This is a genomic window from Pseudomonadota bacterium, from assembly GCA_026390555.1.
Taxonomy (GTDB): Bacteria; Bdellovibrionota_C; UBA2361; order UBA2361; family OMII01; genus OMII01.
The window spans coordinates 13,076-35,835 of record JAPLFS010000074.1 but is presented as its reverse complement, the minus strand read 5'-3'; the positions used below and the strand labels follow the sequence as shown (position 1 = coordinate 35,835).

The following is a 22,760-nucleotide window of genomic DNA, read 5'->3' as shown; positions in this document are numbered from 1 at the left end:
ACATAGCTCATGGTTACAGACCCATAATTAGCAGCAATCATGCACCTCTTTGATACTGGTATAAGGCTCTATCGCATTAGGTTGCTAGCCCTAACATGGGCGTTTGCGCTGCTCACATCACTTAACGGCAATGTCCTAGCTCTCCAAACCGATGTGTTGCAACTGTGCAGCACACTGCTAGTCATACTAGCTATACTGGTCGGCATAGTGCTGCTCAGATCTCCCAGATCACTAATCCTACTGCGGGCCAGCGCTCTTATCTTTCTTGTGATCGCATTAATACAACTTCCAGCCCTGCCAAATCATCGCATCGTACTTGCTCTCGTAGCTTTGACCATTCTCTCCCAGGGGGTAGTGCGCAGGAGCAGCCTCACTATGGGTGCGGGAGTGCTCACCAGCAGCTCCTCAGAGCGCATTACTACCACACTGCAGTGTCTTACCATTATCGTCTACCTTTTTGCCGCACTAGCTAAACTCAACGAGGCCTACATAAATCCAGTAACTAGCTGCGCCGCTACATTCCTCAAGCAGGCTCTTGTACTGCACGGCTTTTCACTCGATGTAGCAATAGCTCCTAACTTACTTCATGGCGCAATCTGGTGGTCTATACTGAGTGAGGTTCTGATATGTTTGCTCCTATTGGTGCCGAGGACCCGTATGCTCGGTGTTGCCTTTGGGGTTGCCTTTCACCTGGCCCTCGCCACCGATTACGTAAAGTACTTCGCCAACTTCTCCGCTGCGATGTTTATCCTTTTAATAAGCTGGCTACCTGAGCACGCTGCCGAGAGGATCTGGGAACGTGGGGTGTCGTTTTGGCGAGTCCTCACACCTTTTGCCGCCGTCGCAATGTCGGTAACACTCCTATGTGTCGGGATAAATATTATCGAGCCCCCTACCTGGATTATCCTGCGGTACTTATTCTTCATGATCTTTGCGAGCGGGCTTTTAATTAACCTAGTACCTCTGGCCATAGGCGATCTGATACGAGGAGCAACACCGCCGATCAGGAGCTGGAAGGCCCCGGCCTGGACGATACTCGCTCTTGCAATAATTAATGGCCTTTGCCCGTATCTAGGGGTAAAATCGCGCAACTCTTTTGCGATGTATAGCAACCTGCGCCTTGATGCTGTGGGGGCAAATCATCTACTTGCTCCCTGCAGCGCGGATATTTTTGGATTGCTGGCGGATCGGGTGGAGGTAATCTCAGCTAGTGATGCCGAATTCTCCCGAAAAATTGAAGCCCCTGGACGGGAGCTCCCCTATATCGCTCTCTGCACATACCTTGCAAATATGGAGGACACCCCCAGAACCCCAGCCGTTGATACAACTGTGCAATATATTCGTAACGGTCAGAGGTTAATAGCTAAGAGGGGTGGTCAACTACCGGTTGATTGCCCTGGGTGGCTCGCCAGGAAGCTACTTTTTTTCGGGCCGATAGGTGAAGGTAGCGAGAAGCGGTGTGAGTGGTAGTTGAATCTCTGCCAGGCTCGCTTCAATCGTAGGCATGTGATGCTGTTATGGTCTAAGTGCCACGGCTAAAGCAGTTTGCAAATTCCTTTAGGCATGTTATTTAAGGGCCAAGCGGAATAGGCTAAATATTAAAGATAGACAATAGAGCGTTATGATAAGAATTGATCAGTTAGTGCAGAATCATGCGGCTTTTATCGCGATGTTGTTGATAGCAATGTGTCTTAAACTAACCGGATGCCGCGCCACCGCTGCGCCGGATGCCGGCTTTCTTGAGCAGCCGCAACTGATGCATGAGGGCGTTGACAGGCTACCATTCAACGCCGTGTGGTTTAAGCCGGGGATTAACTATAGCTCTTACAAAAAAGTATACGTTGCGCCAGTTGATACAACACACCTCCTAAAGCATGACTGGTGGGACAATAGCAGTTTCGCTCCTGGGGATCAGAGCTCTCAGGCGCAGGACCTAGGTGAGTACTTTCGTCAAGAGGTAGGAGCACGCTTTACCGCAGAGTCACCCGAAAGGTTCAAATTGGTAGAGGTTCCAGATAGCGAAACCCTGATCATTGAGCTTGCCATCGTAGAGGTTGTTCCCACCAAGGTCTGGTTGAATACGATCGGATATATCGCCATAGGTGCGCTTAGTCAGGGAACAACCGCATTTGAGGGGCGCTTTAAGGACGGCGCAAGCAAGGAGGTTATCGCTGAGTTTAAAGACCGTGAGTACGGCCAGATTGATATAGTAAGTATAAACGATCTAACGTGGTTTAAACACTCAAAGCACACAATAAGGATCTGGGCTGATGATATTGAGGAGATCTGTACGAGTCAGCCGGACCAGGCTATCAAGCCTATGTCGAGCGTTACTCTCAAGGTCTGGTAGTTCCGTAACGGAATCAGAGTCCAGCGCTCTTAGAAACTAGTATAGCAATAAATAGGGACTGGCTGTGGATACCAGCAGAGATATATAATCTCGGCATGGACAGCTCTGGCTCATTCTTTACTCTGATAGTTACCCTCTTACTTTTCTCCTCCTTTATAAAGGTAGCGACGGTGCTCTCTGTCTTTCGCTACGGGGCCGGACTGGTGGGTATAGAGTTCGGAGTGGTGTGCCTAGTTGTAGCGTTTGGAATAGCAATTCTTGACGCCCCCATCGAGCTTAAAAAGGTCGGCTATCCGGAGCTCTTCTTTTCCGGAGCATCGCAACCGGATGTAGCAGCCGTGACAAAATCCCTCACCCCGCGCATGGTGTCCGGAATTGACCAGGGGATAGCGCGAGCACTCTATGGTCCCGATGCCGTTCCAGGAGAGGGGGAACTTAAGGATAACCTAAAGGCGATCGCTCCGGCATTCCTCTTTTCGCAGCTTAAAGAGGCACTAACGCTCGGTGTTATGCTGCTTATTCCGTTCGTTGCGCTCGATCTCCTTGTCGCGCACCTACTTGCGCTGATAGGCATGCAGCAGCTAGGCGTTCAGGTCGTTTCGATGCCCCTAAAGCTCCTGCTCTTTCTAACCGTAAATGGATGGGGGCTTTTTGCTAGTAAGGTCTTGGGGCTTGGAGGTTAAGCACTAGCATGGATACTCAGATACTAGATCTATTTGAACAGACATTACGAGTGCTCATAATGGTGTGTGTGCCAACGTTACTTATTCCGCTGGGTGCCCTGATCGGATCATTAATGCTGGGCATGCTTGGTATTCGCGATGAGGGGCTTCAGTATGCCGTGCGAGTTCTTGTGCTGGCTCTGGTGATAATAGCGTTCGGTGCATCTGCCACAGATTCGTTTGTGGAGTTAATGCAGGTAGCGTTGAGGTAAAGCGTGATCTTCTTGGTGCTGATCCTATCGATCCTAGGGCCCCTTGCGCTGAGCTGCATATCAGTAGCGCTCGTGTACTCGTTGATAGTGGGAGGGGGCACAACCACAGCGCATTCAATCGGTATCCTGTCTTTGGCTACGATGCTCCTTATACCGGCTCCAATAGCAAGCGGAACCTCGGTATCTATTCTCTATCGTTGGTGCTTTTCTGAGGGGAGCGCGCGTTCAGCAGCGTTGCTTGCAACCCTTGCAACCCTACTTGCGATGATCTGTAACCCACTTGTTCTCAGCCTCGTGCATAGGGCCGAGGAGCGCGTTGTGCACGGTGCTAGTTATGTTAACCGCGCAGATCTAGTCGATCTCCTGCGCCTTACGCAGGAACTTACCGTTGTGTGCGCAATGACGGTCGTTATTGTTATGCTGGCGGTACTACTTTTTGAACTGCCGCTTAGGTGGATTACAGCCGGTCTTAAGAGCGTCGAGTACGCCGGAGTGCTGAAGACCTTGCGATGTGTTTTATCGATAACGTTGATCGTATCTGGGTGGTCCTTCATTGCAGAGGGACTAGCTGGCAGGGTTGCAACGGTAGTTATTGAGATGACGAGGTAACGATGGAGGAGCGGGTCTTACCAACGCGCGAGGAGCTTCAGGAGCTCAAGGCGCAAGGGATCATATTTAGAAGTCCGCTGGCAACACGCGCGGTGATCTTAAGCGCCGTACTTATAACCCTGCTGTTTACCCTTAAGGGGAGCACAGTAACGGGGTCGATGCCAGTGGACGTTACGGGACTAGAGAGGCTTGCAAGATCGCTACTCTCACTGGTTGTAACAACGAGCGTGGTTGCCGTACTAGCAGGGGTAATCTTTTCGCTGTTGCTGAACGGGTTCTCTATCTCGGCTAAGCTGATTGCAATCAAATGGCGTCCGATAGAACGAACCGGCGTCCTAGTTCAGCTAGCTCTCTTAGCGCTTGGGGTGGCGCTCGGGGCAGAGCTGCTCTATGCCCTAACGGGGGATCTCTTTCTTTGGTTAAGGGCTTCAACGGAGCTCTTAAGCGATCCGAGTCTGATTAGCTCTTCAGAGCAGGCCAGGAGCTCCTTTATTGAGCGACTCTCAACTCGTGTGATTGTTGAATGCGTATTTTTGGCTATACTAGTGGCTGTTACGGCGCGGGTACGGTTTCTCTATCAAAACCGAGTACCCAAGCACGATGGCTTAGGTGGCCGCTAGAATTTAGGATTACGCTATGTCAGGCAATGTCGGGGGTCCGCCGGATCCCTTCTCACTCTCGCCACTTTTATCCCTTCTGCCATCGTGCGGAAATTTGACCCGTTTAGAGAATCTAGTTTCCTCCCTCTTCGCCCGTCACGAAAAGGTTGAGACCTTGCGCGAGGAGGCTAAGAGCAAGGAGCTTGAGCGGCGCTATACAGCCGAGGAGGCGATGCTTCGGCAGATCCTTGATTGGCTAGCCGTTAAGCCCATGGGAGGTGAGTAGTGGAGCTTCCAGCAAAGAGGGCAGCGGAACTGCTCCGTAAAAGTTACTCTCAAGATGAGCTCTTCGATATATACGAACTGGGTAAGCTGTGGCTTGAGTCTGGTCAGCACCGACGTGCTGAAGCGATCATGAATGGCCTTAATGAGGTGGCATCAGATTTTGCACCGGCTTGGCTCGGTACCGCATTCTTGCGTTCCATATCTGGGAATTATGAGGGGGTTTTAAACGCCGCAAAGCAAGCACTGAGGATAGCCCCAGAGAGCATCGAGGCGATGTTGTATATCGTAACAGCAGCGCTAGCGCTTAAGGACCTAAGTACGGCGGGGACATACCTAGGCGAGGTCGGAGAGCGGATCGAGCAGGGCGGGGTGAGTAACCCACATGTAAGCCGCTTCTTTAAAATGCAGTTGGCACGTTATCAGAATAGAGGCTAGGGCAGAACAGAGGCTAGGCTAACTTCTCGTAATCTTAGTTATTTGCGCCTTTATTAACTATCCTTTGAGTAGGCGCTTGTAGCAGGGTACAATCTGCTCCACTTGTTATACTAGGTAAATAGCCGTGAACCAGAGCTCAGATCAGCACAGCGCAGGACAACCGCCAGAAGGATCCCAGACCGACTCGAAATCTAATCCTCTCCAAAGCTGTTTTCTTAGTACCACCGATCAGGTCCGGGAGCAGAGGCAGGGCAGCGACCGCCACCGCGAGTTTACCGGCAAAGAGGTTCAGAAGCCCTTCTTTATGCGCTCGGTGATGGACCCTAACCACGGCATTGATATCGATAGAACGTGCCCTTTAGAGCGCGTGGTTCTCAGCCTACTTGATTGCAACTGTGTGCAGCGCTTAAACGATATCAAACAGATCGGGGGAGCGGTGCGCGTATTTCCGGATGCGACTCATTACAGATTTGGACATTCAATTGGGGTCGGCATGCTTACAGCAAGGGTGCTTAATTCTATCCGAATGCATAGTACCGATCCGCACGTGCTGAAACAGATTGAAGAATGGGGGCCAGTAGTGGTCGCTTTTGGAGTTTTGCATGATATAGGACACGTGGCGCCCGGGTCTCATATCGCTCAAAAGGTTTGGTTTCCAAAGGAGAAGGATGCACATGAGGAGATCTCGCGCAGGATAGTCAAGCATGATGGGGGACTACGAGAGGTCCTGAACTCTGTGATCGGAGAGGGAGCTGCAGAAAAATTAGATAGCATTATGTCGGAATGTCCGAGCGTTCCGCGCTGGACCTGGCAGCTTATAACTGCCGGGGGGTGGAACGTTGATCGCGGAGATTGGGTTGGACGCGACAGCTTAATGTGTGGCGTAAATTACGGCACTAACGATCAGGTGATTATCATTAAGGGGTTAAGAATACACCCCACTCCTGATGGAGCCGCTGGTGAGTTGGTCATGTTAGAGAGGTGCGTTGGGGCTCTTAAACCGTTTTTCAGCGGTCGTACAGCTCTGTACGAAAACGTTTATGGGCATCCCGTAGCGCGCATATATGAGATGATGTGTGTGCAGGTTGGTGAGCGGGCCCGTTCGCTTTATCGTGCTGGCAATCTTTCCTTTGCGGATGATGGCATGCAGGCTGTCTTGGCAGCAGATGCCTCAGTTCAGGTGCCGCTTGAGCACCTTATGAATATGGATGAGAGCTGGTTCAGGAATCACCTAAAGTCCTGGGCTAAGGAAGAGGATGTTGCTCTTCGGGAGTTAAGTTGCGAGATACTTAATCGAAGATCCTTTAAACAGGTGCCGTTAACCGATGAAAATCGAGAGCTCCTGCGCAAACTTGTACGAGAGTCCGGGCGAGAGGAGGCGTTCGCTATGATGGAGTTATCTGAGCATACGATTAATTTTGAGAGGGACCTTAATAAGGCGCCGAGCGTCATGTGTGCGAATGGCTCTCTGGTCCCTTTAATTGAGTATAGCGACACTATGCGCAAGCTTGCGGAGCTTAAGCAGATTAAACTCGAAGGTATTCTGGCGGTGTCCCTCTCTATCTGTAAGAACCTACCGGTAAGGCACTAGTTAGTATAACCTACTGAGATTCTCTCCATTACTTCTTAAATAGATCATCGAGTGCATTCAACGCACCTTTTTTAGTATCTTTAGCGGGAGCGCCAGCCGCTGTGTTTGGCCTGAAATACTCACAGATGTTGCTACGCTCCTTATTCTTAACCCACTCAGCGGAGCTTTCTCGACAGTCGTGATGCGCTGACTGATCATGAAACTCGCAGTTCAAGCAGACGTGCAGGTCGGCATGGCAGTATAGGCAGCTATCCCTAAAGCCAATTCTTGTAACGCTTTGAGAGCTAGCGAGCTCAAGCGGTTTTTTGCAGTGGAAACAGGTAATACTCATCAGCCTATCCTAGCTTAAGCGCCATCAGCTGCCGACCCCTCCATACGGCGACATTATAGAACGGCGGTCTAGAGAGAGGGGGAGGGGGGAGATAGAGAGGGGGCAATTCCATAGCATGAACCACGATACGCACTATATTTTATGACGTTTAACGTTAGTTTTACAGATAAACCTGGAACGAGAGGGCATCATAACCTAAGCGTATTGAGCTTTCAGTTGGTTAGCCCCATTATCAGTACCGATGACACAGGCATGCATGAACACGATTGATGAGCAGGAGGTAACAAAGCATACGAAACCGAGGGTGGGGATACGCCACAAGGGACTTCTGCTGCTGGGCGAGGTGAAGTGGTTCTTCAGGGTACTGCTCTCATCATGTGATCGTTTTTACTGGGATAACGGATTCTCTCGAGCTGCCTCACTTGCATACTCCTCACTGCTCTCATTGGTTCCTCTTACGGCGCTCTGCTTCGGAATCCTTGCAGCGTTTATGCAGACCGAAGATAGCATGGCGCAGGTGCAGCAGTTCCTGTTTCGACAATTTGTACCGGGGACCGCGCTCCAGGATCTGCTGCCCTATCTGCAGCAGTTTAGTGAGAACATGCGGGGGCTTAATTTCGTTGTCTTAATTACCCTAGTTGTAACTTCGCTGCTTCTGCTCAATTCAATCGAGTCCACATTAAATCAGGTATGGCAGGTGTATGAGGTGCGCACGATTACGGATCGACTGGCGATCTTCTGCGCTATTATCGTACTGCTTCCGTTTTTTGCCATATCTGGCTACTACACTAGCGTTAAGGTTGAACCACTTTTTGCGGGGCTCGGGGTCCTGACGGCGCTCTACCGGGATCTGCTCCCATTTCTAATAGACTTTCTGGCTTTCGTAGCGCTGTACTATTTAGTACCAAAGGCCCCGGTTAAGATTATTCCCGCCCTTTTTGGTGCAATTACCGCCTCTATGCTGTTCGGTTTTGCCAAGCACTGGTTTGCATTTTATCTGATTCGCTTCGCTACCTATACGCGTGTATATGAGGCGATCGCTTTAGTTCCAATCTTTCTCTTTTGGCTATATATCTGTTGGACGGTTGTTCTCTTTGGGGCTGAAATCTCTTATCAGGCACAGCATCTGCCGCGGGTTGGCAAGTTATGGAAGCGCTCACTAATGAGCTTCGGTGATGGGGCGATGGTTATCGCTGTTCAGAGCCTTGTTATGATAGCCAGGGCTTTTAAACGGGGTGAAAAGGTCCCGAATGAGTTGGAAATCGCAGAAACCCTGGGATGTAGCTCGATGGTATTAAAAACGAGCCTACTTGCCCTTGAGCAAGCGGGGATCATAATGCGCGGTGAGGGGCGAGATATGCCGATCCTACTGATGCGCACACCAGATTCTGTCTCTGTTGCAGATATTCGCGATGCGGTATTTAAGAAGCGCTCCTCTATGTTTATGGGGGTTGAAATGGGGAAGGTTTATCAAAGTCTCGGTCCCAAAGGCGATCCGAGATCTGTGACACTTGCTGCATTGGTTAGTGATTAGCTGGAGTTGTGTGAATGATAGTTACTGAACAGTTAGCAAACGGACTCTCTGTTATAATTGAAGAGATAGGACATGTTGAATCGGCGGCATATGATCTGCTGATTCCAGGTGGACTGATCTGTGACCCCTCCGACAGGATCGGCTCGGGCCTTATCTTTGCGGAGATGATCGGCCGAGGTGCCGGCTCTCTTGATTCCAGAGCGCTCTCGGAGGCCTTTGAGGACTCCGGAATTCGCCATGGTGAGTGGCTTGGAATGGATCGCTTCGGTTTCAGTGGATCGTTGATAGCCAGCAAACTTTCCCGTGCGCTTGAGCTTGTAGCTCTGATGATACAGGAGCCTAGGCTTTCGGAGGAGGATATTCCTAATATTCAGAGCGTACTGCTGCAGGATATTGCAGCGCTTAATGATAATCCAGCGCGACGCGTCTCAATTGAGCTCTCAAAGAGGTACTATCCAGCCCCCTTTAATCGCTGCTCACTTGGAGAGGCTGAGGGGATTCGCCTAACAGATCGCGCATGCATGCTTAATATGCACCGAGAAATGTTCGGGCCACAGAGAGCGATCCTCTCTATCGCTGGTAAGGTCGATGCAAGCAAGGTGTTAGGAGAGTTAAAGAGCATATTTGGCGGATGGCAAGGAAGCTCTATCGACCTACCAGAGTTCGCCACTATTTCTCCGCATGAGTACGCGCATATCGAAGTTGATTCGGCGCAGATGCAGATCCTGATGGCCGCACCTTCAGTAAAATTTGCGGAGTCTCATTATTACACAGGCAAGATTGCGGTGAGTTTGCTCGGCTCATCGATGTTCGGGCGATTGTTTATGGAGTTACGAGAGAAGCGCGGGTTGTGCTACTCGGTATATGCGCGACATGGAGCAAATAAATCGTACGGAACCGTCACCGCATATGTCGGAACAACGCCGGAACGTGCCCAGGAGAGCCTGGATGTATTGCTTGCAGAGTTCGGTCGATTGCGAGGTAGCGTTACTCAGGCTGAGGTAGATCGGGCAAAGACAAATCTGAAAGCCGCGCTCGTTATGGGAGAGGAGTCGCCAGGTTCGCGCGCCTCGTCTAATGCCACCGATTGGTGGCTACTTAAACGGGTTAGAAGCTTACACGAGATCAGTGACGCTATTAGTGCGGTATCGATCGCTGATATTAATGAGTTTTTGGAGCAGTTTCCATTTGCACCCTGTTCAATCGTAACACTTGGGCGCACACCTTTGCAGGTTCCATCAGATATTGTAAGGAGTATTAAGTAAGCCATGGCTAGTAAGTTCTATAAAACAGCTCTATCCAACGGGTTAACGATCCTCGGCGAAGCAAATGAGGCGAACGTCAGTGCAGCGATCGGCTTCTTTGTTAAGACCGGCGCGCGCGATGAAACAGATCTTGAATCTGGGGTCTCGCATTTTCTTGAGCACATGTTGTTTAAAGGAACACCGACTCGTTCCGCAATCGATATTAACCTTGAGCTGGGTAATCTTGGGGCGCAGGCGAATGCTTTTACTTCAGAGGAGAGTACAGTTTACTACTCGGCGATTATTCCTGAAAACTTTCGCGCTATGCAGGAGCTCCTAAGTGATATGATGCGACCGCTTCTGGATCCAGAGGAGTTCGCGATGGAGAAGAAGGTTATTCTAGAAGAGATCGCTCTATACCAAGACCGACCCCATTTTTACCTTTTTGAGAACGCCTTTAAGGATTATTTCGGACAACATCCTGCCGGTAACTCGGTGCTTGGCAGCCATGAATCGGTGTCTGCTCTCTCTCGTGACGTAATGAAGAGCTACTTTGACAGGCGTTATTCCCCTTCAAATATAGTACTCGCCGCTACCGGAAATTTTTCGTGGGAGAGCTTTGTAAGCGATGCCGAAAGGTTGTGCGGTGGATGGGAGAACTTTTCAGTTCTGCGCGATACTCCGCGTTATGCAGGAAAAAGCGGTAAGCGCAATATCCTACGTAAGAACCTTAGCCACTCGCATGCGGTGCTGATAACAAGCGGCGCCTGCGCCCAGGATCCGGAACGCTATCCGCTATCTCTACTGGCAAATATTTTGGGCGATTCCTCAGGTTCAAGGTTATATTGGGCTTTAATCGACAAAGGACTGGCAGATTCAGCTAGCGTCGACAACGACGAGCGCGACGGGACCGGATGTTTTAGCACCTACGTCAGCACCTCACCGGAGAGGCTTGATGAAGTGCTCTCGATTGCGCGTAGTGTGCTGGCATCTCCGCTAGATTTTTCTGAGGCCGACCTGGAGCGCGCAAAATCAAAGATAGTCTCCCGTATAGTCCTTGATGGAGAGCTTCCGATGGGACGGCTTATGGCGCTCGGTATGGAGTGGAGCTATCGACGTGAGTCTACACCGCTAAGCGTAATCGTTGAGCGCGTACAAAACGTAACCAGGGGCGATATAGAGATTGCGCTCAAACGGTTTCCCCTCAACGAGTGGTCTGAATACCGATTGCTTCCCGAGTAGCCTATAAGCGCAAAAAAGCCCGCCACTGCTGTGCAGGGCGGGCTTTTCAATAAAAACGGAGCTGAGAGATAGCTTTACGGCTAATCCTCGTCTTTGTCCTCATCTTTCTCGTCTTCATCTTCATCTTCGTCTTCATCTTCATCTTCGTCTTCATCCTCGTCGTCCTCATCCTCATCCTCGTCATCCTCATCTTCGTCGAGGTCATCGTCCTCCTCGTCTTCATCTGAGGATTCAGCAGGCTCTCCGTGGGTAAAGACCTCCGGATCGATATCTTCTAGAGCCTCCGTGAGAGCTGATACGATCGATGCGAGGTCCTCTGGCGCGCAGTCCTCATTCTCAATAACAGCCTCAACAGCCGCCTTAATCTCTGTCATCAAGGCCTCCTCAAGATTGGTGGCGCTCTCCTCGTCTGTATTTTTATTCGCACCCTCCTTGTCGTCGTCGTCTAGATCTGGATCGTAATCCTGCTCTAGGCGCTCTTGAAGTTCAGCGAACCCGTCCATAAGTTGGGTAAGGGCGTCGATAATTTTTTCAGTGGCCTTCGTACTCATAGCAATGTATCCAAGAAAATAGCACCTAACTGTTCTCAGTAAGGCGTCTTTCTAATCCTTTATAGTTATAATTATAGAAGGGTAAATCCTTTCGATGGGGTAGATCAATAGGCAACTCGATCTTGATAGAAATGATGCTGCCGCCAGCATAGTTATCCAACATATTTTTAACAGGTTCTTATGATTCTTCATATTTGAGCATGGATTCGGCTGAGTAGTTTAAAAAACTAGAGATAAATAGGGCTGGTTAGTCTTGACTTTGAGTTATACAAGGGATGAGAGGCAGACTTTAGTGATGGATAAGGATATGCTAACAGCTATGATTTGCACAAAAAGCCCAATTACCCGGATATCCAGGACACTTATACTGACGGGGACCCTTATACTGGCGGGCTGTCTTAACAAAGGGGTGCATAGTGCTGCTGGTAAGGGAGATACCCGTGCCGTAGTACATAAGGTGTCGGCAGGCTCTCCCCTCAGTGTTCAGATCTATAATCCTACCAGACTCGCTTCGATTAACTCCCTAGGGGTGCTAGAGCCAAAGCTATCAAATACGGTCATCGATCCAGGGCTCTCCGTAGAAGGGTTGTATGAGCTCGTAATGAGCCGCGCAAACGAGGCTCTGGCGCTAAAGGTGGTACGGGCCTCCCCTAAGGAGAGAACCGATGCAGTTCTTAAAACAGAGATCGTGACCTTTAAAGATCGTAGCGGCTCCCTTGTCGGAGGAGAGCCAGCCACGGTAGCTTTTACTATGACCGTATCAAGGATCTCAGATCAGGCCGAGTTATGGCGAGCTAACTATTTCTATCGACAGGAGGCGCTCTCAGATAATTGGTTAAAGATCGGTGAACGGTTCGGTTCCGATGGAACGGGCCCCGGCTGGCGCTCGGGACGGGAGCTCCTGGATCGTGGCATTTCAAGCGCAATAGAGGACTTTGCAACCCGCCGAGAGCAGCAGTTCTTAAGCGCGCCGGCTAGATAACTACCTTGTAATACAGGTGTTATTGCGGCTGTAGAGCTACGTAGATTAAACACTACAAAAAAGATTACCCCTAACGCTAAGGATCTCTAAGTGTTAGCATCTTAAACAAGGTTTCCAAATTTGGTTTGGATCAGTAGTTCGTAAGATCGTAAGAGTTTAGGTAACGGTTAATAGCGGTAAACATGGCAGCAATTCAAAAGAGAAGGATATCTTCTAGGGTTAAGAGTCAGAAGGCTGCCAGGGTATTGCCCAAGGGTGGAGCCCCAAGAGCGCCTCGCATATGGCTGCGCGACTCGGTGTCTTTGCTATTCCTTGCAGGTGGGCTTCTACTCCTACTTAGTATCCTCTCGTATGCGTACATCCTCATATCTGGAGCGGAGCTCCGTCCTCTGAACAACGTGATGGGACCGTCGGGGCACATCGTTGCAACCCTTCTGGTTGGAACGCTTGGTGTTGCAGCCGTACTACCTGTCATGGGGTTGGTGTGGTTGGCCTTTTTTCGTGCCCATAAGGTCTCAGATCGGCCACGTCTTTATACCCCAACGGTTGTGGTTGGAGCAGCGCTAATGCTGGTAGGTAGCACCGCAGGTCTGCTTGCCATGATAGGTGGAGAGCCCCTTGCGGGCACGTTAGGAACGCGGGTACTGAGATTTCTTTCGAGTAATATCGGTTCTGGTGGCACACTGGTTCTACTTCTTTTGATAGATGCTGTTAGTATAGCGATCGTCATCCAACGTTCGCTTGGCGACGTAGGTCACGGAATACGGCTGGGGGGACAGTGGATCTTAACGTTACTGTGTTGGCATGCACCGATTCTGCTTGCTCGCTTATGTCTAAGTGGCCTTGGCTATGGGTGGAGGTTCGCGCTAGTAGTCGCAGGTATTATTCCAGGGCTATTTGTATCACGATCTCCACAGCCGTTATCATCCGGTAATCTACTATCATCAGGTAATCTACCACGGCCACGGCTACGCAAGAACACGTTGTCATCGGAGTCCGATCTTGAGTCGCGCGATATTACAAGAGTAGCCGAGACAATAAGAGCAGCCGCTCCATACGAACGCATAGAGCCCCTAATAATTAAGCCTAAGCTGATGGAGTCCTCGCACTTGAGGACGCTGCGACCACAGCAAGAGAAGGTTGTAAAGCAGGATAAAGATGGACCACCGCAACCTGCGCCGAGGTTCAGTGAGTATGTTGCGCCCGAACTAAGTCTATTGACGCGCGAAGAGAATTTAAGTGTTGGCGAGGATGATGACGAGTTGCGCCAAAAAGCTGAGCAGATCGAGGGTAAACTGCGAGATTTTAATATCGCGGGCCGAGTTACACAGGTGCATCCTGGTCCGGTGATTACGCTCTTTGAGTTCGAACCGGCTGCTGGGGTTAAGGTAGGTAGGATCGCAGCGCTGCAGGATGACCTGGCGATGAGCCTTAAGGCCAGCAGCATTAGAATTATCGCACCGATTCCAAAGCGTGGTACGGTTGGGATTGAGGTTCCAAACAGAAACCGCGCAATCGTACGACTCAGGGACTGTCTTGAGAGTCCGGCCTTTGTGGAGGCTGATTCGATCTTGAGCGTTCCGCTTGGAAAGGATACCTACGGGGACGCAGTTGTTGTGGATATCGCTACCATGCCGCATCTCTTGATGGCGGGCGCAACCGGAACCGGTAAGTCCGTATGTATTAATGCACTGCTGGTGAGTTTGCTGTACCGCGCGCACCCGTCAGAGCTCGGTCTTATTCTGATCGATCCTAAGGTGCTAGAGCTAAGTGTTTATGACGGTATTCCACATCTCAGGGTCCCGGTAGTAACCGATCCAAGGCAGGCTAAGGCTGTACTCTCCTGGGCGGTAAAGGAGATGGATCGGCGCTATCGTTACATGCAACGTTTCGGCGTTCGTAACGTTGATGGCTACAATAGGCTTGTATCTGGTGAGGACGGCGTGGCGGATACTACAGCTGGAGTATCTCGAACCTCGGAGCAGCTAGAGCTGCCTGGACAGGAGCCGCTAACTAATCTCAGTGCTTCTGTGGGTGCAGAGGCGCGAGAAGATGGGGTTGATCCGATCCATTCGATCGCCCCAGAGCAACTCAAACCGTTGCCGAAGCTCGTTATTGTAATAGATGAATTAGCTGATCTGATGCTCACGGTCGGGCATGAAGTTGAGGAGCTTATTACACGCTTAGCCCAAAAAGCTCGAGCAGCAGGGATTCACCTGATCGTTGCGACGCAAAGGCCGTCGGTTGACGTTATTACCGGCCTAATTAAGGCGAACTTTCCGGCCAGAATCTCATTTCGTGTGGCAAGTCGTATCGATTCAAGAACCATCCTCGATTCGATGGGGTCAGAGAAGCTACTTGGTCGTGGAGATATGCTGTTTATGCTGCCTGGAGCAGTGCCTTTGAAGCGAGTTCATGGGGCCTTTGTTGATGATCACGAGGTACAGCGCGTTGTGGCGGCGCTTAAATCGCAGTGCGCGCCGCAATATGACGAGGCTATTATCGCTGCTTGTGACAAGGCCCTTGCTGAGGCAACTAATGGGGAGGGGGGTGCCACCGGAGGAGAGGGTGGAGTAGACGAGGACTTCGATTCTTTTTATGATAAGGCAGTTGAGCTTGTTCTAGAAAAGGGACAAGCATCGACCTCTATGATTCAGCGCACTTTTCGTATTGGATACAACCGGGCAGCTAGAATCATTGAGATGATGGAGCGCGAAGGGGTTGTTGGAAAGATGGACGGAGTAAGGCCACGCGAGATCCTTGCCCCACCGAATGTGCGCGCTGAGCCGTAATATCAAAAAAGGATAGTGGATAATGAGCAAGGACAATAAAGATAAGCCGGCCACACACTCCGAAGCTGAGGGCAGCAAGGGGCCAGGTGGATTGCTTGAAAAGATTAAAACTACCCTGGCAAATACGCCGGCCGAGCGCTGGGAGCAGGGTGGAGAGGATCTAGATCCATCAAAAAAGCACCAAAGGGCGCAGGAGTCCTGGGAGCAGCTGTATTGTACAGATACAAAAACTGGGGTGCTTGTACTAAGGTATTCAATCCCTGTTGTTAGTAACTTTTTTGCCGGTGGATACAGCTTTGTAGAGTCCGGTATCCCTCGTTACCTGATTGAATTACGACCACGGGGATGGACTCCCAGGATGATCATCGATCCACATTATCGTGGAGCAGGGGCGGCAGAAAGGTCACATCAGGTATTGGCAGATGGTGATGTTGCTAGGCAGCTTTATATCGAGGTGCATACCGCTATAAAGCAATATCGAGAAAGCCTCCGCCGTGATTTTAATGACTCGGTAGAGCGCTTGATTGCAGGCATTCGAGAGCAGGTCCAGATGACCGCTGCCGATGATTGGCAGGCCGTCGAGGGTGAAGACAAATATACTGGCTATCGTGCCGATATTAACGGTATGACGGTTACCGTTGGGTGTCTTATTAAAGCTCTCTCTGCTATGCACTCCATGAACTTTAGCAAGTACGGGCTTAGATGGGATTGTCGCGACTCAAATCTGTGCAAAGAGATCTTCGCTGTTGTAGATGAGTCGGTACGTCAGTCCTCGCTCGAGCAGCTTGGTAAAGTTTTGGATGATATGCTGTAGGGGTCTTAAGACCCGAGCTGAAGATCGACGAGCTTCGTATACTCGTTCTCAAGGTCTGTATATTGGCTTCTCATCGCTGAAAGGCGCTCATGGACAGATTGATAGTCTACTATAACGTCGCGCAGTTGAGCGCTGGCAGTAGTAAGTGCATTTGTTAGCTCCTGAAACACCGCACGCTGGTCTGGGCTCATAGGATTCTCAGCTACCATGGCATCAAGTGTCCGCAGAGTTTGGGCAAGCTTGTGTTCCAGCGCTACGGACTGCGTCGAAAAGTCCTGATAGTTAGTCATTACCTCAAGCAGCACCTTTTCATCTTCCTGCCGTGCTGTTTTGATCTCCTGCTGGGAGAGCTCGCGTTGGATAACGTTTTGCTGAGCCTTGGTTAGGCGGATCTCGGTCTCTTGAAGGTTGTCCTTCTGCTCTTTAAGCGCTGCGGTAAAGCGCTCTGTTTGAGTAGTAAGGGTCTGAATCTGCCCCTTTGAGGCAACTTGGTTAATATTACTAAGGAGGCCTATCATCTGATCTTCAAGTTTCTCAGACTCTGCCCGTAGATTGGCGATCGTTTCATCTGTAGCTCTACCGGCCAGCCTCTTGCTTAAGGTGAAGGCGGCAAATAGCGCTAGAGCAGCGAGGATAATGGATGCTACTACATAGAACTCTTGCATAGGATTAAACCGTGAGAAGCCTTATTGTTGTAAGGATAGCATGCCTCAGTCTAAAGAGAGGAGTCAAAATTTAATTACCCCTTTTTTCAAAGCGATTTTTAAAACAGAGCGTAGAATCGCCAAGGACCAGTTGAAACAGCGCGCCGCTTGAGGAGCAGGGGACGTTGGAGGAGGAAACCTTAAATGAACGGGTGTTACTTGCAATTATTTGGTTGGTAACGATGGGTAGCCATGCTCCAAAACGGGTGGACCCCGCCTCTGAGAGGGTAAAAGATGCTGTTGCGTTGAGCTTTATAGGTTGTTGATGTTGGTCTAGCGTCGCCGAGCCCTGTCCAATCATAGTGCCAAACTCAGAGCGCAGGGTAAGATCGTTAACGGTAAGGATGTCGTCCTTTGCGACCCCCTGTAAAGAGGCATCGACAGTATCTGTCGCACTCAGTTTGAGAATTGAGGTGTAGATATTATTGGGGATCGTAAAGCTCTTTAGCTCTAGGTTAAAGGTGCTGGTTGGGACCGCTTTGATTCCAATTGAGTCAGCTGAAATATGCCCCCCCAATATGCCCCCCCGGATTCCGAGCGCCCGTATCTCTGGATAGGCCGCAAGCTCTGCGAGATCTAGACCTGAGAACTGCAGATCAATTGATGGTTTCGAGAGAATCGAGCCAAGTGATCCGGAGATAGAACCACCGTAAGCATCAAAAGAGAAGCTCAGGGCGCGGGAGCCTAGGAGCGTCGACATAAGCGCTGGTCTTAGCCAGATATTCTCAATCGCAATGCGTACCGGCAACGCCTTGATAATTTCAGAACCACCTATCGGAACGAATGTTAATGCCTCAATGGAGTCTATGTGAACGCCGCTCCAGGAGCCACTTATGCCGCTCCATACCGGACGAAAGCGTGGGGAATAAGAGCTCTGCAGCGCATACTGCACAGCGAAGCTCAGGATCGTTGGCCACAGCATAATAACGAGTGCCAATAGAGCTAGCAGCGTACCGAGCAGATATATTCTTATTCGCTTCGTCATAATCCACTACTTGGAGAGCGCCTCAAAGCCACTCACCTCAAGTTGTACGGTAATGGTGTCGGCAGCCCCGCGCTTATCCAGTGTGATGGCTGAGAGTAGCATCGGCTGCGTGCCGGTTGTTAACTCCTTAAGGAACGCCGAGAGGTTCTCCATGCTCGTTGTTTGAAAATTTACTAGGAAGATCTTTGCCACATAGCGCTCTCCGAGCGTTGAGCCCTCGCGTGGGGTAACGTTGTACGGACCGGAGGCCTTGGCGGTGTCACGCAATAACTTTTCAATATATGAGAGGGGATCTGCAGATAGGTCAACCCCACTGTAAAACTTCTCAAGATCCTGCCTACGGGTTAACAACTTGGCGTAGCGCGTAAGCACTGCAGGTGTCACGTTGTAGGTCATTGAAAGATCTTCAAGTTGTTTCGATTGTCGCGCGAATGCCTCTCGTACCGGTGCAACCAGGAGAGGATAGAGCATCATGCTGGCTAGGGTGATAATGGCAACCGCCCCCATTGCCTTCTCACGGGGCGTTCGTTGTTGGATGAACGCAATTAATTCCTCCTTCATTTCATCCCCCTTATAACGCCAATGTGGCTTCGATAGTGAAATTAAACTTCGTGCCGCTTGGACTCGTTCTTGGTGGCTCAACCCTACTGAAAAAATCCTTACTTACCTTGAGCGCCTTAGAAACCGACTCACTTGCACTGATCGATGGTACGTTACCGGTTATAGTGACCCGAGTTCCGTTTACCTTAATAGAGGTCAGGACAACTCCGGCGCCCTCGGGGAAGAGCTTCATGATCTCTAGCAGGGCGTCTAGCGGAGATACCTTGGCAGGAGAGCTGAGCACTCCGAGCTCATCGGAGAGCTTCTTTTCAGCCGTGGCCAACGCCATGCGCAGATCCTCATCCGAGCTCTCAAAGTTAGGCAGAACCATTTTAATCTGCTCAAGCAGCGCGTCCTTAGTGCGGGTGATAGTGTAGGCTCTAATCCCGTAGATGCTAGCTATTCCAATTAGGAGCGCCAGTGTAGCCGTTATCATGTATCTACGCGCACCAAGTAAGGCTCTTAGGAACTCACCAAAACGGGGAGTAAAGGAGAATTCGCGGGTCCTAAAGTTTGAGAGTGGTGAGAGGGTCGTTTCATCCTTAGCAAAGATGGCTCCGAGAGCAGCGATACTGACCTGTGGATCACTTGTTTTGAGCACATCTCTAAACTGCACACCCTCAAGTGGGCGTCCGAATAGCTGTTGTAGGTTAGATCCCTTAACGTCTCGGCCGAGTAAGTAGACGCTCTCAATGCGTGTGCCGTAGCGACGTTCTGTCGAGGCGATCATCAGTTTAAGAGCCGTAAAGATATGCTTGATGTCATCTTCACGGCGACCCTCTAGCTGTGCCGGAATAATATTGGACGCCAGCAGGGCACGCTCGACCCGCACCTCGCCGTTAATAAAGATAGCCATTGAGTATTCCTCTCCGCGATTGAAGATTACAGCGGAGTTAGCCTTAAAGAAATCCTTGCCGAGGTGATACACGGCCGCTATCGCGCTTGAAGGAACGGTTAGGATATTGGGCTCAAGCCCAGAAGCTTTGCATAGCTCCAGTAAATTTCGCACGAAGCTGCGTGGAATAACCCCGACATGAACATCGAATGGCGCTGTTTTCCCCTCCTCCTCCGCACCTGTAATACCGGTGCCAGCTTCAAAGATCCCGACGGTTGAATATTGAACGAGGAATTCATTGATTTCGAAGGGCAAAACATCCTGGACCTCAAGGTCAACGATTTTCCCTAGGTTCTTGGCGTCCCCAAATGGCAGGTTAAGATTGAGCGCAATATGATCGTGGGCTGGAATAATGACCGTTGAGGCCGTCCATTCTTGCCGAAGGGACCCGAGCGCTTCGCGTAGAGCTGTAACGGCCTCAAGTACCGCACTGCGGAGCTGCTCCTCCTTGGATGTGTCCTGAGTATCGGTGGGCAACTCCCCTGGAAGTTGGTCGTCGTTCTTTTTTTGTAGAAATGGGCGCAGATCGCTGTTGCAGAGTAGCTTTCTATCGTTGAGTAGAGGAAGTGCCGCAGTGGTGCGTTCCAAGACCTCAACGTGCTCGCCGTTAACGCAAGACACTGTGATTTCACACGGCTGAGAGCTTAGATCGACACCCAAGATATACTGCATATATCCGAGATCATTACTGGATACTCCATGACTGGGCAAGGGGAGTTCGGTGTTCGTAGACTAAATAGTGGCAGCCAAAGGGTCTAAATACCCTACCGCTGTCCTCCAAAGATCGAGCGCCAGAAGCTCTGGTCCCGCCTATTATTAGAGGGGTCATAGCGTTGTGGTAGCTGCTGCACCTCCCCCAACTCTGCTGGGTGCATGGGACAATCATGGCTGGGCTCCGTCCCGTGTACAAAGACCTCGGTGGTGCGCGCACTATCAGGGCAATTTTCAGTTATCTTACCACCCGAGGATCGGTCGATCTCAACAAAGCTGACCCCTGCTGGAGCGACAAAGGGGGCCGTTGGAAGGTAGTTTGAGCTGCACTCCATAAAATCACCCCAGATCGGGGCCGCAGCACTCCCTCCAGTAAGATTAATGGGGGAGTTATCATCAAATCCGCTCCAGACCCCAACAACCAGGTTAGGCGTAAAGCCAACGAACCAGGCATCTCGGGCGTCGTTTGAGGTGCCTGTCTTTCCAGCCGCCTCTCTCGTAAAGCCAGCGGCGCGAGCGGCTGTGCCAGTTCCACGGCTCAGAACACCCTGCAGGATGTTAGTCAGAACGTAGGTCGCGTTGTCATCTGCAACCCGCTCTTCGAGCAGCTCTGAGGTCATAAGACGCTCTCCGTCGTTATCGAGCGCCGTTATAAAGAGCCTGGGTTGAATATAGATACCGGAGTTGGCGAGTGCTCCGTAGGCAGAGGTAAGTCGGAGTAGGGTGGTATCGAGTGCGCCGAGCGCGAGTGATGGCACCTCCTGTACATTATCTGACAGCTTAAACGCTGATAGGGTGCGGCGCAGCGCGGGTAGCCCGATCCGTTCCGCTATGTAGATCGCCGGCATGTTGAGGGACTTTTCAAGGGCGTAGCGCAGTGTGACATCTCCGCGGAACTCGTGGTCGTAGTTTTCCGGATTCCAGGTCGCTTGGTGCTTGAGCTTTACCTCAATCGGTTGATCCTCAAGGATGCTGATTGGAGAGGCGATCTTATAGGAGTTTAGTGTACCGTCGAGTGCTGTAAGGTAGAGGAACGGTTTAATAGTAGAGCCTACCTGCCGCACAGCCTGATTGACCCTGTTAAACTGACTCTCTCCGAAGTTTCGACCACCGACCCAAGCTTTAACGAGACCTGAGTACGGTTCAATTGCAACCAGGGCAGCTTCTATTGGGCGCTCCTTATTGCGTAGCTTTGGATGAGCGCTCTCAAGACGCTCTACTCCACGTGCGATCGCCTGCTCGGCACAACGTTGCATTCCGAGGTCCATGCCGGTGTAGACCGCAAGCCCTGCACTAGGAGCGGATTCTAGATCGATCGTTTGCGCGAGCTCTAATTCTAAAGCCGAGGAGTAAAAGGGAGCGATGCGGCGGTGCTCCTGATGTTCGATAACTTTGATCGGGCGCTTTTTTGCAGACGCATACTCTGAATCTGAAAGCGCACCAAGCTGATTCATCTTACCAAGCACGACGTCACGACGCTCCACGGCGCGTTCAGGATGCTTACGTGGATTGAAATATGAGGGAGCCTTGATAATGCCCGCTAAGGTTGCGGCTTCATCAGGGGTAAGGTCTCCTATCTTTTTCCCGAAAAGGGTGTTCGCAGCCTCGGGCATGCCGTGGATGGCAACCGCGCCCTCCTGTCCGAGATAGACCTCATTTAGATAAAGCTCAAGTAGTTGGTCTTTGCTTAGGTGTCGTTCAAGGCTAAAGGCGGTAGGAACCTCAAGTAGCTTTCTAGTCAAGGTTCTCTTTGGTGAGAGGAAGAGGTTCTTCGCTAACTGTTGGGTGATGGTGCTGCCGCCCTGAACGAGCCGTGCTGCAAGGATATTGGTGACCAGAGCGCGGGTAATGCTGATCAGATCAATACCCATGTGATCATAGAAACGCTCATCCTCTATAGAGATGACGGCTTGTTGAACTAGCTTAGGTATTTGAGCGAGGGGGGTAAAGGTACTCGCCCGCACATCGGGGGCGTTAAAGTACGAGATTACCTGTGGTTCGAGCTGCGCACGTTCATTCGTGGGGGCATCAAGCGCTAGAGAGACCTTGCGTGCCTGAATCGTAGCCCCTATTGAGTTACGGTACGAGCGGATCATAACGCTAAGTGTTGTGGGAGAGATCGAGAATTCACCGGCGCGCGCCGGGGAGCCCTGCACCTCTGAGTAGCGTCTGTCGTTAAGCACTGCGCGTAGCCGAGCAACTTGCGAGGCGCCGTTATCATCCATGCGAGCTACAAGCCCCCCTAGATCAAGGGGCGCAGAGTACACAACCGGCAAGCTGGAGCCGTGTAACGAATCGAGGCGGGCGCGGACCTTGCGGTCGATAACGTAAAACAGTCCGTAACTACATAAGCCGGCAATCACTAGGCTGATAAGAGCGCCGCGTAGCAGTAGGCGCTTGCGAGGAGCGCTGGGCTTAGTCGAGGATCGAGCTCTGCGGGCCTTAGAGGGGCGGCGGGTTTTTGGTTTGTTTGTCTTCTTCTTTGCTGGCATAGCTACTAAAGGGTATTAATTGCAGAAAGGTAAGCGAATTGGAGCGAGACACGACACCTTGGGAGTGATATTAAGTTCAT

At 50.9% G+C, this 22,760-nt stretch carries 22 protein-coding genes; 15 read left to right on the top strand and 7 right to left on the bottom strand.

The window, feature by feature from the left end:
* The first annotated feature begins 39 nt into the window (after nucleotides 1–39).
* The 9 genes from NTV65_10365 to NTV65_10325 all read left to right on the top strand — a co-directional run bounded on the left by NTV65_10365 (nucleotide 40) and on the right by NTV65_10325 (nucleotide 6,803).
* Complete coding sequence (locus NTV65_10365; GenBank protein ID MCX6115598.1) at nucleotides 40–1,470, top strand: HTTM domain-containing protein; 1,431 nt, start codon at nucleotides 40–42, stop codon at nucleotides 1,468–1,470.
* A 151-nt stretch (nucleotides 1,471–1,621) separates the two neighbouring features.
* On the top strand, nucleotides 1,622–2,350 hold the full coding sequence (locus NTV65_10360) for a DUF3313 family protein (GenBank protein ID MCX6115597.1): 729 nt from the start codon (nucleotides 1,622–1,624) through the stop codon (nucleotides 2,348–2,350).
* A 95-nt stretch (nucleotides 2,351–2,445) separates the two neighbouring features.
* Nucleotides 2,446–3,033 carry a hypothetical protein gene (locus NTV65_10355; GenBank protein ID MCX6115596.1) on the top strand — a complete coding sequence of 196 codons (588 nt, stop codon included), beginning with the start codon at nucleotides 2,446–2,448 and terminating at the stop codon, nucleotides 3,031–3,033.
* An 8-nt stretch (nucleotides 3,034–3,041) separates the two neighbouring features.
* Nucleotides 3,042–3,284 carry a hypothetical protein gene (locus NTV65_10350; GenBank protein ID MCX6115595.1) on the top strand — a complete coding sequence of 81 codons (243 nt, stop codon included), beginning with the start codon at nucleotides 3,042–3,044 and terminating at the stop codon, nucleotides 3,282–3,284.
* A gap of 3 nt (nucleotides 3,285–3,287) precedes the next feature.
* Nucleotides 3,288–3,893: a hypothetical protein gene (locus NTV65_10345; GenBank protein ID MCX6115594.1), complete on the top strand. Its 606-nt coding sequence runs from the start codon at nucleotides 3,288–3,290 to the stop codon at nucleotides 3,891–3,893.
* Between the two features lie 2 nt (nucleotides 3,894–3,895).
* Nucleotides 3,896–4,513 carry an EscU/YscU/HrcU family type III secretion system export apparatus switch protein gene (locus NTV65_10340; protein MCX6115593.1) on the top strand — a complete coding sequence of 206 codons (618 nt, stop codon included), beginning with the start codon at nucleotides 3,896–3,898 and terminating at the stop codon, nucleotides 4,511–4,513.
* Nucleotides 4,514–4,529: 16 nt separating this feature from the next.
* Nucleotides 4,530–4,778 (top strand): hypothetical protein, encoded by a 249-nt coding sequence (locus tag NTV65_10335; GenBank protein MCX6115592.1) that lies wholly within the window; start codon nucleotides 4,530–4,532, stop codon nucleotides 4,776–4,778.
* Complete coding sequence (locus NTV65_10330) at nucleotides 4,778–5,212, top strand: hypothetical protein (GenBank protein ID MCX6115591.1); 435 nt, start codon at nucleotides 4,778–4,780, stop codon at nucleotides 5,210–5,212. Before NTV65_10335 ends, NTV65_10330 begins: the two co-directional genes overlap by 1 nt.
* Before the next feature lie 124 nt (nucleotides 5,213–5,336).
* A complete protein-coding gene (locus NTV65_10325) occupies nucleotides 5,337–6,803 on the top strand; it encodes an HD domain-containing protein (protein ID MCX6115590.1) in 1,467 nt (488 codons plus the stop codon).
* 28 nt (nucleotides 6,804–6,831) lie between these two features.
* On the opposite strand, the gene NTV65_10320 is transcribed toward NTV65_10325, so the two are convergent.
* A complete protein-coding gene (locus NTV65_10320; protein ID MCX6115589.1) occupies nucleotides 6,832–7,134 on the bottom strand; it encodes a hypothetical protein in 303 nt (100 codons plus the stop codon).
* Nucleotides 7,135–7,375: 241 nt separating this feature from the next.
* Between NTV65_10320 and NTV65_10315 the strand changes: the two genes are divergently transcribed.
* The 3 genes from NTV65_10315 to NTV65_10305 are packed head-to-tail and all read left to right on the top strand — an operon-like array spanning nucleotide 7,376 to nucleotide 11,154.
* Nucleotides 7,376–8,668 carry a YihY family inner membrane protein gene (locus NTV65_10315; protein MCX6115588.1) on the top strand — a complete coding sequence of 431 codons (1,293 nt, stop codon included), beginning with the start codon at nucleotides 7,376–7,378 and terminating at the stop codon, nucleotides 8,666–8,668.
* A gap of 14 nt (nucleotides 8,669–8,682) precedes the next feature.
* Entirely contained in the window at nucleotides 8,683–9,933 is a 1,251-nt protein-coding gene (locus NTV65_10310; GenBank protein ID MCX6115587.1) for a pitrilysin family protein, read from the top strand.
* Nucleotides 9,934–9,936: 3 nt separating this feature from the next.
* Nucleotides 9,937–11,154: a pitrilysin family protein gene (locus tag NTV65_10305; protein ID MCX6115586.1), complete on the top strand. Its 1,218-nt coding sequence runs from the start codon at nucleotides 9,937–9,939 to the stop codon at nucleotides 11,152–11,154.
* 80 nt (nucleotides 11,155–11,234) lie between these two features.
* Here the strand turns inward: NTV65_10305 and NTV65_10300 are convergent, their stop codons facing one another.
* On the bottom strand, nucleotides 11,235–11,705 hold the full coding sequence (locus tag NTV65_10300) for a hypothetical protein (protein ID MCX6115585.1): 471 nt from the start codon (nucleotides 11,703–11,705) through the stop codon (nucleotides 11,235–11,237).
* Nucleotides 11,706–12,012: 307 nt separating this feature from the next.
* Here NTV65_10300 and NTV65_10295 point away from each other — a divergent pair, with 307 nt between their 5' ends.
* The 3 genes from NTV65_10295 to NTV65_10285 all read left to right on the top strand — a co-directional run bounded on the left by NTV65_10295 (nucleotide 12,013) and on the right by NTV65_10285 (nucleotide 16,293).
* Nucleotides 12,013–12,687 (top strand): hypothetical protein, encoded by a 675-nt coding sequence (locus NTV65_10295; GenBank protein ID MCX6115584.1) that lies wholly within the window; start codon nucleotides 12,013–12,015, stop codon nucleotides 12,685–12,687.
* A gap of 182 nt (nucleotides 12,688–12,869) precedes the next feature.
* Nucleotides 12,870–15,479: a DNA translocase FtsK 4TM domain-containing protein gene (locus NTV65_10290; protein ID MCX6115583.1), complete on the top strand. Its 2,610-nt coding sequence runs from the start codon at nucleotides 12,870–12,872 to the stop codon at nucleotides 15,477–15,479.
* A gap of 22 nt (nucleotides 15,480–15,501) precedes the next feature.
* On the top strand, nucleotides 15,502–16,293 hold the full coding sequence (locus NTV65_10285) for a hypothetical protein (protein ID MCX6115582.1): 792 nt from the start codon (nucleotides 15,502–15,504) through the stop codon (nucleotides 16,291–16,293).
* A gap of 5 nt (nucleotides 16,294–16,298) precedes the next feature.
* Here NTV65_10285 and NTV65_10280 read toward each other — a convergent pair whose 3' ends face one another.
* From NTV65_10280 to NTV65_10260, 5 genes are all read right to left on the bottom strand, one after another.
* Entirely contained in the window at nucleotides 16,299–16,958 is a 660-nt protein-coding gene (locus NTV65_10280; GenBank protein MCX6115581.1) for a hypothetical protein, read from the bottom strand.
* 70 nt (nucleotides 16,959–17,028) lie between these two features.
* Entirely contained in the window at nucleotides 17,029–17,982 is a 954-nt protein-coding gene (locus NTV65_10275; protein ID MCX6115580.1) for a hypothetical protein, read from the bottom strand.
* Between the two features lie 6 nt (nucleotides 17,983–17,988).
* Nucleotides 17,989–18,543 carry a hypothetical protein gene (locus NTV65_10270; protein MCX6115579.1) on the bottom strand — a complete coding sequence of 185 codons (555 nt, stop codon included), beginning with the start codon at nucleotides 18,541–18,543 and terminating at the stop codon, nucleotides 17,989–17,991.
* A 10-nt stretch (nucleotides 18,544–18,553) separates the two neighbouring features.
* On the bottom strand, nucleotides 18,554–20,149 hold the full coding sequence (locus NTV65_10265) for a hypothetical protein (GenBank protein ID MCX6115578.1): 1,596 nt from the start codon (nucleotides 20,147–20,149) through the stop codon (nucleotides 18,554–18,556).
* 92 nt (nucleotides 20,150–20,241) lie between these two features.
* A complete protein-coding gene (locus tag NTV65_10260; GenBank protein ID MCX6115577.1) occupies nucleotides 20,242–22,680 on the bottom strand; it encodes a PBP1A family penicillin-binding protein in 2,439 nt (812 codons plus the stop codon).
* Between the last annotated feature and the right edge of the window lie 80 nt (nucleotides 22,681–22,760).